Origin of the sequence: Halomonas urumqiensis (assembly GCF_003028575.1) — a bacterium.
Classification (GTDB): domain Bacteria; phylum Pseudomonadota; class Gammaproteobacteria; order Pseudomonadales; family Halomonadaceae; genus Halomonas; species Halomonas urumqiensis.
This window is the reverse complement of sequence record NZ_PYUD01000001.1, coordinates 1,542,157-1,554,888: the sequence shown is the minus strand read 5'-3', so window position 1 is coordinate 1,554,888 and position 12,732 is coordinate 1,542,157. Positions and strand designations below refer to the sequence as shown.

At 62.1% G+C, this 12,732-nt stretch carries 13 protein-coding genes; 5 read left to right on the top strand and 8 right to left on the bottom strand.

Features of this window, described 5'->3' with window-relative positions:
* Positions 1-30: 30 nt before the first annotated feature.
* Positions 31-939, top strand: a complete 909-nt coding sequence (locus C6V82_RS06775; RefSeq protein ID WP_102586522.1) for a ribokinase — start codon at positions 31-33, stop codon at positions 937-939.
* Between the two features lie 47 nt (positions 940-986).
* Positions 987-1,928, top strand: a complete 942-nt coding sequence (locus C6V82_RS06770; RefSeq protein WP_102586523.1) for a nucleoside hydrolase — start codon at positions 987-989, stop codon at positions 1,926-1,928.
* A 27-nt stretch (positions 1,929-1,955) separates the two neighbouring features.
* Here the strand turns inward: C6V82_RS06770 and C6V82_RS06765 are convergent, their stop codons facing one another.
* Positions 1,956-2,228 carry an acylphosphatase gene (locus tag C6V82_RS06765; RefSeq protein ID WP_102586524.1) on the bottom strand — a complete coding sequence of 91 codons (273 nt, stop codon included), beginning with the start codon at positions 2,226-2,228 and terminating at the stop codon, positions 1,956-1,958.
* A gap of 129 nt (positions 2,229-2,357) precedes the next feature.
* On the bottom strand, positions 2,358-3,263 hold the full coding sequence (locus C6V82_RS06760) for a YihY/virulence factor BrkB family protein (RefSeq protein WP_102586525.1): 906 nt from the start codon (positions 3,261-3,263) through the stop codon (positions 2,358-2,360).
* Between the two features lie 207 nt (positions 3,264-3,470).
* On the opposite strand from C6V82_RS06760, the gene C6V82_RS06755 reads away from it, so the two are divergent.
* From C6V82_RS06755 to C6V82_RS06745, 3 genes are all read left to right on the top strand, one after another.
* Entirely contained in the window at positions 3,471-4,568 is a 1,098-nt protein-coding gene (locus C6V82_RS06755) for a bifunctional nicotinamide-nucleotide adenylyltransferase/Nudix hydroxylase (protein ID WP_102586526.1), read from the top strand.
* A 214-nt stretch (positions 4,569-4,782) separates the two neighbouring features.
* On the top strand, positions 4,783-4,977 hold the full coding sequence (locus C6V82_RS06750) for a prevent-host-death protein (RefSeq protein ID WP_229843000.1): 195 nt from the start codon (positions 4,783-4,785) through the stop codon (positions 4,975-4,977).
* Positions 4,958-5,230: a Txe/YoeB family addiction module toxin gene (locus tag C6V82_RS06745; RefSeq protein WP_102586528.1), complete on the top strand. Its 273-nt coding sequence runs from the start codon at positions 4,958-4,960 to the stop codon at positions 5,228-5,230. The genes C6V82_RS06750 and C6V82_RS06745 overlap by 20 nt, the downstream gene beginning before the upstream one ends.
* A gap of 396 nt (positions 5,231-5,626) precedes the next feature.
* On the opposite strand, the gene C6V82_RS06730 is transcribed toward C6V82_RS06745, so the two are convergent.
* From C6V82_RS06730 to C6V82_RS06705, 6 genes are all read right to left on the bottom strand, one after another.
* Positions 5,627-6,544 (bottom strand): LysR substrate-binding domain-containing protein, encoded by a 918-nt coding sequence (locus tag C6V82_RS06730; RefSeq protein ID WP_102586530.1) that lies wholly within the window; start codon positions 6,542-6,544, stop codon positions 5,627-5,629.
* Between the two features lie 112 nt (positions 6,545-6,656).
* On the bottom strand, positions 6,657-8,075 hold the full coding sequence (gene cls / locus C6V82_RS06725) for a cardiolipin synthase (RefSeq protein ID WP_102586531.1): 1,419 nt from the start codon (positions 8,073-8,075) through the stop codon (positions 6,657-6,659).
* Positions 8,076-8,171: 96 nt separating this feature from the next.
* Positions 8,172-9,677, bottom strand: a complete 1,506-nt coding sequence (locus C6V82_RS06720; protein WP_102586532.1) for a fumarate hydratase — start codon at positions 9,675-9,677, stop codon at positions 8,172-8,174.
* Positions 9,678-9,894: 217 nt separating this feature from the next.
* Positions 9,895-11,925: an excinuclease ABC subunit UvrB gene (gene uvrB / locus C6V82_RS06715; protein ID WP_102586533.1), complete on the bottom strand. Its 2,031-nt coding sequence runs from the start codon at positions 11,923-11,925 to the stop codon at positions 9,895-9,897.
* A 56-nt stretch (positions 11,926-11,981) separates the two neighbouring features.
* A complete protein-coding gene (locus tag C6V82_RS06710) occupies positions 11,982-12,389 on the bottom strand; it encodes an OsmC family protein (RefSeq protein WP_102586534.1) in 408 nt (135 codons plus the stop codon).
* An 81-nt stretch (positions 12,390-12,470) separates the two neighbouring features.
* Positions 12,471-12,668, bottom strand: a complete 198-nt coding sequence (locus C6V82_RS06705; RefSeq protein WP_102586535.1) for a hypothetical protein — start codon at positions 12,666-12,668, stop codon at positions 12,471-12,473.
* Positions 12,669-12,732: the final 64 nt, after the last annotated feature.

Sequence of the window (12,732 nt, the reverse complement as noted above, 5' to 3'; positions counted from 1 at the left end):
CCACAGAGCAAGGTTCAACGAGGACTGAACATGCTGCACAACCTGGGTTCGATCAACCTGGATCACTTCTATCGTGTGTCGCACCTGGTGACGCCCGGTGAAACCATCTCAAGCCACGACTATCGTGTCGGCCTCGGCGGCAAGGGGGCCAACCAGTCGCTTGCCATGGCGCGTGCCGGTGGCGAGCTTTGTCATTGGGGACGCCTGAACCACCAGGATGCCTGGGCACGCGATGCCCTGGCCGAGGCCGGCGTGGATGTCTCGGGGGTGGTGCTGGTCGATGAGCCCAGCGGGCATGCGATCATCCAGGTCGATGACCATGGCGAGAATGCCATCATCCTGTTTCCCGGGGCCAACCATGGCTTCGAGACCGATGAACTCGCCGATCGATTCGCCGCGACCGGCAGCGATGACTGGCTGTTGCTGCAGAACGAATGCAACGCCCTGGCCGACGCCATCACCCTGGCCGCCGAGCGGGGTCTTGCGATCGCCTTCAACCCGGCGCCGATGACAGAGGCCGTGCCGGCGCTGCCGCTGGAGCGCTGCCGCTTGTTGTTCGTCAACCGGACCGAGGCGGCCCAACTGACTGGCCAGGATCCCTCCGTCAGTGCCGAGGCACTGCTGGATGCCCTGGCCACGCGCTTGCCTGACTGCGAAACGGTGCTGACGCTGGGCGGCGAAGGCGCCTGGTACCAGCATGCCGGTCAGCGCCTGCATCAGCCCGCGCTGCCGGTGGTGCCGGTCGATACCACCGCCGCGGGTGATACCTTTATTGGTTACTACATGGCGGCGTTGCAAGCTGGCCTTCCGGTAGCCGAATGCCTGAAACGCGGCGCCACTGCCGCCGCCCTTGGCGTGCAGCGTCAAGGCGCTGGCGAGAGCATTCCCTTGCTCGATGAGGTCGAGCACGCCCTGGCGACTGGCCTGACACAACGCTGACGCACCCCCCGACAGATTTTCCCCCGACTCTTGCTGGAGAACAGGCCGTGACCTACCCGATCATCTTTGATACCGACCCGGGCGTGGACGATGCCCAGGCGATTGCGATTGCCCTGCGTCATCCCGGCATCGACCTGCTGGGCATGACCACCACCTATGGCAACGTGGATGTGGAAACCGCCACCCACAACGCCCTGCTGCTCTCGGAGCTGGCCGGACGCGACATCCCGGTCGCCCAGGGTGCCGCCGCGCCCATGGTCAAGGCGCGTCATCCGGCGCCGGCGCATATCCATGGCGCAAACGGTCTTGGCGACATGCCGCTGCCTGCGGTCAAGGGCAGGGCCGACCCGCGCAGTGCCGCGCAGTTCATCGTCGATACCGTCGATTCCCGCCCTGGCGAGGTCACGCTGGTCGCCGTGGGGCCCCTCGGCAATCTGGCAGCGGCGTTGCAGCTGGACCCGTCGATCACCGGGAAGGTCAAGCAGGTGGTGATCATGGGTGGGTCGATCCGTGAAGGCGGTAATGTCAGCCCAGTGGCCGAGGCCAACATGTTCAACGATCCGGACGCCGCGGCACGCACGCTGACCGCCGGCTGGCCGCTGGTGCTGGTGGGGCTAGATGTGACCCACCGCTGCGTGCTGACACCCGCCCACATGGCGCGAATCGAGGCAGGACAGGGTGAGCTTGGCCGGATACTGGCAGGCAGCTACGCCTTCTATCGCGACTTCTATCAAGAAGCGCTGGGCATCGATGGCTGCTGCCCTCATGACAGCTGTGCGCTGGCCTGGCTGCTGCGACCGGACCTGTTCGAAACCCGGCGCGGCCACTTGACCGTGCCCACCTCAGGCGATGCTGAAGGCCAGACCATCTTCGCCCCCGAGGGACGCGCCTTCATTGAATCGCGCTGGGCACGCACGCCGCTGGTCGAGGTGTGCATGGGTGTCGATGGACAGGCGGTCAGCGACTGGATCGCCGACACCCTGGCCTGAGTGGCCAATCGAGCTTTTAGGAAACACTCAACGGGCCACGAAATGATCCGGGTCATGCATCTCGACCACTTCCAGTTCGACATGCGTGACCCGTGCGTTGGGCGGACCCTTCCACAACCACTGGCTCACTGTGCTGACGGCATCGCGCTGCCCACACAGCAGCACCTCCACACGCCCATCGGGCAGGTTCCTGGCATGCCCGGTCAAACCGTGCGTCAGGGCCTGCTCTTCGGTGGCGCGACGAAACCACACCCCTTGTACCTTGCCGGTGACCACTGCCTTCACGCAGCACTTGTCCATGGGTCGCCCTCCTCGGCCATGGTTGGTCTTGATGCCTCTCGCTGCCTGTTGTTGTAGCAGGCCTCGGCCGAGCCGTCACCGCCTTCCCGCCAACGCCACTGTACGCCAAACGACAGTAGCGCTGGTCTGTCAGTGATCGACCAATTCGTGGCGCACCACCACCGCGGTGTTGCGTGGAATCACCTGGCGGCCGCGTTCGGCAAGGTGACAGCGCGTGAACGCGGCTCCCAGCAGCAGGATCAACGAGCTGTAGTAGACCCACAGCAAGATCATCACCACCGAGCCAGCGGCACCGTAGGTGGATGCCGTGGCAGTATGCGACAGGTAAATGGCGATCACAGAGCGGCCCACGGCGAACAACAACGCGGTGACGATGGCGCCCACCAGCACATCCTTCCAACTCAACACCACATCGGGTAATACCTTGAAAATGGTTGCGAAGAGTGCCGTTATCAACACAAGCGACACCAGAAACTCCACGCCGGTGGTCAGAAAGCCGACGAACGGCAACAGATTGTCGGCCGCTTTCAACATGGCCCTCACCATCACGCCCAGCGCCAACGACACCAGCAGGATAAAGCCGATCGACAGCACCACCGTCAGCGACAGCAGCCGATTCTTGATGAACACCAGGGCACTGTTGGCGCTGGGCCGCGCGGTGACCCCCCAGATGGTATTGAGCGAGAACTGCATCTGCGCAAAGACCGTGGTGGCACCGACCATCAACGCACCGAAACCGAGCAGCGTCGGCAGTACCCCTGACTCCTGAATGCGCGACTGCGCCACGGCGCCTTCGATCGCCGCCGCCGCATCCGAACCCATGGTGCCTTGTAGTTGGGCCACGATCTGCCCTTGGGCTGCTTCCTCGCCAAGCACCAGGCCGATCACCGTGACAGCGATAATCACCGTGGGCGCGAGCGAAAACAGCGTGTAGAAGGCCAAGGAGCCGGCATAGCTGAAGGCATTGCGCTCCAGCCAGAGCTTGATGGCCCCCCGGACCACTCGCCACCAGAAGAACAGTTGTTGCTTGATCATGATCTCCCTCTCATGTCCCTGATCCGTCATGGGTTTGCGCTATATCCAAGGCCTCAGGATACGCCATGTGATCGCTTGGCGTCGCGCATCCCGGGTTGATGGGCAATGGTTGACGATACGGCCAGGGGGGTCATTGCACCGTCATGCCACGCTGCCCATAATGGGCGCCGCGCCCACCCAGACGCTCTCTGCCTTCCAGGATTTGCCATGACCGCAAGCCCAGACCAGCCACACGACAACGAGAATTTCGACTTCGATTGTCTGGTGTTCATTGGTCGCTTCCAGCCGCCGCACCTTGGCCATCTGGCGGTGATCCACGAGGCGCTGAAGCGTGCAAGGCAAGTGATCGTGCTGACCGGCTCGGCCTGGCAGGCATGCTCGTTGCGCAACCCCTGGCGTTTCGAGGAACGCCTGTCGATGTTGCGCAGCGCCTTTGATGACGACGATAACGCGCGACTCGCCGTGGTACCGCTGCTGGATGCGCTCTACAACAACGACGTCTGGGTGCGCGATGTGCAGCGCAAGGTGCGCGATATCTCCAGGCCGCATCACGCGCGTCTGCCGCGTATCGGGTTGATTGGCGCCAGTCGCGGCCAATCGAGCTACTACCTGACGCTGTTTCCCCAGTGGGAATCGGTGAGCGTGCCACTGGTGGAAGGGATTTCGGCAAGCCAGATACGGGAACGGCTGTTTCGCTCGGCTTCCTCGGCTGCCGATTACCTGAGCACCGGTGCGGCACATGACCTGCCTCCCGGTGTTCTCGACGCGGTGCATGAATTCAGCCATGGCGAGAAGTACCGGCTATTGATCGAGGAGCAGCAACTGCTCGATCAATACCGCTCGGCCTGGGCCCAGGCGCCCTATCCGCCGATCTTCGTCACCGTCAACGCCGTGGTGGTGCAGTCAGGCCATGTGTTGCTGGTCAGGCGCACCGCAGCGCCCGGCAAGGGGCTGCTCGCCCTGCCGGGAGGGTTCATCAACCCCCATGAGCGATTGCTGGATGCCTGCCTGCGCGAGTTGCGTGAACGGGTCCGGCTCAAGGTGCCGGAGCCGGTACTCAAGGGCTCGTTGCGCGGCCAGCGGTTGTTCGACGAACCGCATCGCAGCTGGCGTGGCCGTACCCTGGCCGAAGCCTTCTACTTCGCGCTTCGCCCGGACCAGCAACTCCCCCAGCTCAAGCCGGTCAAGGGCGGCGATCACGCCCGCTGGGTGGCGCTTGCCGACCTGGACCCGGAAAGCCTGTTCGAGGATCACTTCTTCATCATCCAGAACTTCCTGGGGCTGCCCGCCGATTTCAGCGGTTAGGTCCGCCAACGTCTGCCTGCCGGTCACCAGCGGATGTCGCCTGGTGGCGGGTTCCCGGAATCCCTCGGGAGATCGTCAAGCCGATGGTCAATATGAGACGCCATCGGTCTGTCCACAGCTCGCTTTTGCGAAGACCATTGATGCGTCATGGCTCAGCAGATAAAGTGTACGGATTTACCGTACCATTGAGGCAAGCCCTATGGACTCTGTCAGCGTGAATCGATTCAGAGACAACCTGAAAGCATTGCTTCACCAGAGCGCCGATGACTGGGAGCGGGAGCAGGAAACTCTCTATGTTCTCCAGAACTGCAGCTTGATGCGCCAGTTGGCGGAATCCGCAGCCACCCATAACCAAGGCAATGGATATATCCCCAAGGAAGAGGAAATCCATGAGATCACTCGTCTTTGAGGGCAGTACCTGGGCTACCTATGAGCAGCCCCGCGAAAAGGACAAGAAACTGCATAAAGCGCTTTGCAAGTTGCTAAAAGAAATGCTCCGCGCCGACCCAGCAATGGGCATGGGAAAGCCCGAGCAACTAAAGCATAGCCTTTCAGGTCTCTGGTCACGTCGAATCTCCCAAAAAGATCGTGTGATTTACAAATTTGACGATCACTACGTCTACATCTTTGCCATCGGGGGGCATTACGACCAAAAACCATAACGAGCTCTCATTCTTTCAATTGGGGTCTCTCCCCGACTTTCCGATTTCCCCCTGCCGGCTGCCTTCCTGACGAACTATCCGGAAATCCCGGATCGTTGCTTCACTCTCCAGTTCACCCTCGGAATAAACGTTCTGGACATGCTCGTTGACGGTCTGAACGTCCTTGCCAAACAGTTCGGCCATCTGCCGTTGGTTGAGCCAGACGGTCTCCTTGTCTGCGTCCAGACATACCTCGACGATCTTTCGGAGAGCGGGTCTGTCCCCGATTATCGGTTGAAGTATTCAACCTGGTAAGTCTTGCCAGCTGCGGCAGTTGTTGCATGTCTTGCAACAACTGCCTCCCGGTCCAGCTCCGCGCTCTGGAAAATGAGCGACATTGGGGTCTGTCCCGGATTATCACGCCTGAAGAAAGTCTCGCGGTAACTTCATCATCTGCCGCCACAGCTTCTCGACGCCGGGCTTGTGGACCAGCGAGCAACGGTAGAGGCGAATTTCCAGCGGTACATCCCACTGCTCGCCACCCGCGCGGACCAGTCGCCCTCCCGCCAGTTCCTCGCGGATGCAGAAGTCGGGAATCCAGGCCATGCCCATGCCCTGCAGCACCATGCCCTTGAGTCCTTCCGCCATGGCCGTTTCGTAGACGGTGCGCAGGCGCAGGCGCAGCGGGTCGTTCTTCAGCAGCATGCGCACGCTTCGCCCGAGAAAGGCGCCTTGGGTGTACGCCAGGTACGGCAGACTCTCCTTACTCTCGAGCGCAAAGCGGGCGTTACCGGCGTCGTCAGGCAGGCTTACCGGCACCATCTTGACCTGGCCGATGGAGAATGAGGGGAAGACCTCGGGGTCGAGTTGCATGCTGGCGTAAGGGTCGTAGTAGGCCAGCATAAGGTCGCAGTTGCCTTCGCGAAGTACATGGATCGCCTCGCCGACATTCATTGCCACCAGGCGGGTCGGCAGCTCACCGAGTCCCTGCTGGAGCCGCGAGATCCACGGCGGGTAGAAACTCAGCGCCAGGGAGTGCGCAGCCACGATATCCAGCGCCTCATTGGCCATTGCCAGGCCGCGCAGATGGCCGATGCTCTCATTGAGTTGTTCGACGAGATTGCGCGCGGTGACCAGGAACAACTGCCCTTCCGGGGTGAGATCCACCGGCGTGGTGGAACGGTCCACCAGAGTGGCCCCCACCGCCTGCTCCAGGGCGCGGATACGCCGGCTAAAGGCGGGCTGTGTGACATGGCGCTGACGCGCCGACGCGGAAAAACTGCGGGTACTGGCCAGGGCAACGAAGTCTTCCAGCCACTTGGTCTCGAGGTTCACCGCGACTCCCGAACGCTAGAGGTGAACGGCCGGGTCCATCCGGCCGCAAGGTAGTACCGGGCCGCATCGTCTGGCAGCGCCGATGCGACCCATGAATATGGCGCATAATGTATCACTGGACCGGCGACAACAGGTAGGCGGCGCGTGACACCAGCTTTCGCCACAGCGCGCGCTCGGTGATCTCCTCGAGGCTGACCAGGCGGCAGTCGGCGAAATCCTCGTCGAGCATCTGCTTCACCTGGGCGGCGAAATGCCGGTCGGGCAACATGGCGGTGATCTCGAAGTTGAGCCGAAATGAGCGATTATCGAGGTTCACGGTGCCGACACTGGCGGCGCTGTCATCAATCAACATCACCTTCTGGTGCAGAAAGCCCGGCTGATAGCGGTAGACCTTTACGCCTGCCCTGAGCATGTCCGGCAGGAACGAGAACGCTGACAGGAACACCAGCAGATGGTCGGGGCGTTCGGGAATCATGATGCGTACATCAACGCCGCGCATGGCGGCCAGTCGCAACGCGTCCTGTACACCCTGATCCGGCACGAAGTAGGGGCTGGTCACCCAGAAGCGTTCGTGGGCACTGTGGATGGCGTGCTGGACGAGCAGACTTGCGGTATCGATGCGATCCGCAGGCCCGGACGGCACGATCACCACGTTCTGGTTCTCTTCGCAGGTGACGTGTGGTTCCCAGTCGAGATTGATGACCTCGCCGGTGGCCCAATGCCAGTCCTCCCAGAACGCTTCCTGCAGGCCCAGTACGCTGGGACCATCGAGCTTGAGATGCGTGTCACGCCAGGCACCATGGCGGCGATGCTGGCCAAGATATTCCACGCCGACGTTGAAACCGCCCAGCCACCCTTCTCGGCCATCCACCACCAGCACCTTGCGATGGTTACGGAAGTTCAACTGGAAACGGTGACGAAAGCCGCGTGATGAGCGGAAGGCACTGACTTCGATCCCCCCATCGCTCAGGTCGCGCAGGAATCCCTCGTTGAGCTGGTGACTGCCGATCTCGTCATACAGAAAGTAGACCCGCACGCCGCGGCTGGCGGCGCGCTGCAGGTGGTGCTTGAGTTGGTGGCCAAGGGAATCGTCTCGGACGATGAAGAACTGGATGAGGATATATGCCTTGGCGCGATCGATGCCGGCGAACAGGCTCTCGAAGGTAGCCTCGCCGTCGACCAGAAGCTGGGCGTGGTTGCCGCCGGTCATCGGCATCTGGGCTAGGCGCTCCACCGCGCGCACGTCCGGGTCACCAGGCGTAGCGAGATACGGCGTGACATGTTCGCGATAGCGGGCCAGCACGCGGCGCAGCACGGTATCGCGCTCGCCACGTGCCGACACATAGCCATAGAAGCGCGGCCGGCCGAAGACCCAGTAAATGGGCACCGCGACATAGGGCAGCAGCAACAGGGAGAGAATCCAGGCGATGGCACCCTGAGAGGTACGGCTCGACATCAAGGCCAACACCGCCGAAACGACGCCAAGGAAATGCACCAGAAAAATCGCCAGCCCGATCAGCCAAGACGTCATGCTCGCTCCCTGAGAATTCATGCCTGGTTCAGCATACCGTGATACGAAACGACCCCGCCAGTGGGCGAGGTCGTGAGGGCAACTATGGAGATGACATCATGCGCGCTCGGCGATGATCTCCTTCCACTTGGCCGGACCGGTTTGATGCACTGAGGTGCCCGCGCTGTCGACGGCAACGGTCACTGGCATGTCTTCCACCTCGAACTCGTAGATCGCCTCCATGCCCAGGTCCTCGAAACCCACGACCCGTGATTTCTTGATGGCCTGGGCCACCAGGTAGGCCGAGCCGCCGACCCCCATCAGGTAGACGGCCTTGTTGTCGCGGATCGCCTCGATGGCGGACTCGCCACGCTCGGCCTTGCCGACCATGCCAAGCAGACCGGTTTCCTCGAGCATGGTACGGGTGAACTTGTCCATGCGGGTGGCGGTGGTCGGGCCAGCCGGGCCGACCACCTCGTCGCGCACCGGGTCTACCGGGCCAACGTAGTAGATGAAGCGACCCTGCATGTCCACTGGCAGCGGCTCGCCTTTGGCGAGCATGTCGACCATGCGCTTGTGCGCCGCGTCGCGGCCGGTCAACAACTTGCCGTTGAGCAGCAAGGTGTCGCCTGGTTGCCATGTCTGCACTTCGGCCGGCGTGACGGTATCCAGGTTGACGCGCTTGACGTTGTCACCCGCTTCGCGAGTGATCTCAGGCCAATCTTCGAGCTTCGGCGCCGGCAGCGCGGCGGCGCCGCTGCCATCCAGAGTGAAGTGCGCATGGCGGGTCGCCGCGCAGTTGGGGATGATCGCCACCGGCTTGTTGGCGGCATGGGTCGGGAAATCCTTGACCTTGATATCGAGCACCGTGGTCAACCCGCCCAGGCCCTGGGCGCCGATGCCGCTCTTGTTGACGCGATCGAAAAGCTCCAATCGCAACTCCTCGGCACGATTGGACGCTCCACGGGCCTGCAGATCCTGGATGTCGATGGGATCGAGCAGCGCTTCCTTGGCGATCTCCATGGCTTTCTCGGCGGTGCCACCGATGCCGATGCCCAGCATTCCCGGCGGGCACCAGCCGGCGCCCATCTTCGGCAACTGCTCCATGACCCAGTCGACCACGCTGTCGGAGGGGTTGAGCATGGCAAACTTGGATTTCGCTTCACTACCGCCGCCCTTCGCCGCCACATGCACCTCGACGGTGTTACCGGGCACCAGCTTGTGGTGGATCACCGCTGGCGTATTGTCGCCGGTGTTCTTGCGGGCACCATCGGGGTCGGCCAGCACCGAGGCACGCAGCACGTTGTCGGGCAGCTGATAGGCACGCCGCACGCCCTCGTTGATCATGTCGTCGAGACTCATGGTGGCATCGAAGCGCACATCCATGCCGACATGCACGAACACGGTGACGATGCCGGTGTCCTGGCAGATCGGACGGTGGCCCATGGCACACATTCGCGAGTTGATCAGGATCTGGGCAATGGCGTCCTTGGCGGCGGGATTCTCTTCCCGTTCGTAGGCTGCCGCCATGGCGTCGATGAAGTCCTTGGGGTGGTAATAGGAGATGTACTGCAGGGCATCGGCGACGCTCTGGATCAGATCGTCCTGGCGAATCACGGTCATGGGCAAGGGGCTCCTTGGCGTTGTCGGCATACCCGCTCATGGTATCTGTCGACGGCGGCGGGCTTGAACGGTGACGAATTATACCCCAGTGACGAAGCCACGACATTCACTGGGTACAGGGTCTAGGCTTAACTGATATTCTGCATAGCAAGATAACGGTATAAATATCCGATAGGCATCCATGCTGCGCGGTCTGCTCGCCACCCAGGCCTGCCGCCTACAAAGTCCCCAGCGCCAGTTGGCGCGCCTGGAGCTTGTGCAACTGGTCACGCAGTCGCGCGGCTTCTTCGAACTCGAGATTCTGGGCCGCTTCGAACATCGCATCCTCCACTCGCGATACCTCACGGGTAACCTCCTGGGGCGACAGAGTATCGAGGTCGTAGCTGCCCTCTTGTTCGGCCACCTTGCGTTCTCCCCGCTTACCCTTGCTGCTCTTGCGACCGGGCGCCTGAGCGGCTTCGAGGATATCGGCAACGGAGCGGGTCACGGTGGTCGGGGTGATGCCATGTTCGAGATTGTGAGCGATCTGCTTGGCCCGCCGGCGGTCGGTCTCCTCCATCGCGCGACGCATCGAATCGGTGGTCCGGTCGCCGTAGAGAATCGCCTTGCCATGGGCATTACGCGCCGCTCGGCCCATGGTCTGGATCAGTGAACGCTCGTTGCGCAGGAAGCCCTCCTTGTCGGCATCGAGGATCGCCACCAATGACACCTCGGGAATGTCGAGCCCCTCACGCAACAGGTTGATCCCCACCAGCACGTCGAACTTGCCAAGGCGCAGGTCGCGAATGATCTCGACCCGCTCCACGGTGTCGATGTCGGAGTGCAGGTAGCGCACGCGCACATCATGCTCCGCCAGGTATTCGGTGAGGTCTTCCGCCATGCGCTTGGTCAGTGTGGTGACCAGGACCCGTTCGCCGACGTCGCTACGCAGCCGAATCTCGGAGAGCAAATCGTCGACCTGGGTGCTGGCAGGCCGCACTTCGATTTCTGGATCGAGCAGTCCGGTGGGACGTACCACCTGCTCAACCACCTGGCCCGCGTGCTCGGCCTCGTAGTGACCGGGAGTCGCCGAGACGAAGATGGTCTGCGGGCAGATCGACTCCCATTCCTCGAATTTCATCGGCCGGTTGTCCAGCGCCGAAGGCAGGCGAAAACCGTATTCCACCAGGGTTTCCTTGCGCGAGCGGTCGCCCTTGTACATGCCCCCCACCTGGGGAACGCTGACGTGGGACTCGTCGATGAACAGCAGCGCGTCGGCCGGCAGGTAGTCGAAGAAAGTGGGAGGTGGCTCGCCCGGCGCTCGGCCGGATAGATAGCGTGAGTAGTTCTCGATGCCATTGCAGTAGCCAAGTTCGAGCATCATCTCGATATCGTAAAGCGTGCGTTGCTCGAGGCGTTGCGCTTCCACCAGGCGATCATGCTTGCGCAGCCAGTCGAGCCGCTCGACCAGTTCCGCCTTGATCGAATCGATGGCACCGAGGATGGTCTCGCGCGGCGTGACGTAATGCGACTTGGGGTAGATGGTCATGCGCGGCACCTTGCCCCGCACCTCGCCTGTCAAGGGATCGAACAGGCTGATGGTGTCGATTTCATCATCGAACAACTCGACCCTGACCGCCTCGTCTTCGGCATCGGCGGGGAATATATCGATCACGTCACCCCGCACCCGATAGGTGCCGCGCTTGAAGTCCATGTCGTTGCGGGTGTATTGCAGCTCGGCCAGGCGGCGCAGGAAACTGCGCTGGTCGATCAACTCTCCGCGGGTGAAGTGCAGGCGCATCTTGAGGTATTGATCGGGGTCGCCCAGACCGTAGATCGCCGACACCGAGACGACGATCAGCGCATCGCGACGCTCCAGCAGCGCCTTGGTGGCGGAGAGACGCATCTGCTCGATGTGGTCGTTGATCGAGGCGTCCTTCTCGATGAAGGTATCCGACGAAGGCACATAGGCCTCGGGCTGGTAATAGTCGTAGTAGGAGACGAAATACTCGATGGCGTTGTCGGGGAAGAACGCCTTGAACTCGCCATACAGCTGGGCCGCCAGGGTCTTGTTGGGGGCCATGACGATGGTCGGCCGCTGCAGATGCTGCACCACGTTCGCCATGGTGAAGGTCTTGCCCGAGCCTGTGACGCCAAGCAGGGTCTGATGCGCCAGACCGGACTCGAGCCCGCCGACCAGGTTGGCAATGGCCGTGGGCTGGTCGCCGGCGGGCTGAAATTTGGAGGCAAGGCGAAACGGCTTGCTCATGGTGTCTCCTGACGGATGGGCGCGAGTCTGACGCGGCCGGGGGGGATCGCTCAGCGCTAGGCGAGACGCGTGGTAATTTCCACGGTGGATGCGGTCATCAGCCGGTGTATCGGACACTTGTGACTGATCTCCTCGAGCCGTTGGCGCTGCTCGAAGTCGTCTATGCCATGGAAGGTCATGGCCACGTCGAGCCGGTAGACCCCCTTGCGCTCCTGGCTCTCATCGCGGCTCACGGTGACACTGACGCCGTCGAGGGGCCATCCCTTGCGCTTGGCATACATCTGCGCGGTGATCGCCTTGCAGGCACCCAGCGAAAGATCGAAGTAGTCGTGGGGGTCCGGGGCGCTGTTCTCGCCGCCAAACGCCTCGGGTACATCGACGAAAACATCCTCGAAGCCGTCGAGTTCGACCCGCTGGCGCAATAGCCGGTTCCGCTCGCTGTTGATGACAATGCTTTTCTTCATGGTGCGACCTCACGACATCCGATTCGATATGAGCAAACGAGACAAGGGAACGAGACAGGGCAAGACGCGGCAAAGGCGGGTTCACGACACCTTTATCGGCAGCTTCAGGGCCTGTATCGCCTTGATCAAGGCATCCCGTCGGGTGCGACCCTCGACCTCGGCGCCATGCCGACCGACCTCGACACTGTCGACCCCGTCGAGCATCATCAGCGCGGTAGTGATGCGGTTGATCTGGTCGGCGTTCTCGACGCCCTTGAAGCTAAGCGACTGGTGCGCCATGGGTGACTCCGGCTCGGACAGGGGGGATGAATGGCCATTGAGTCTAGCATGCCAATCAATGCCC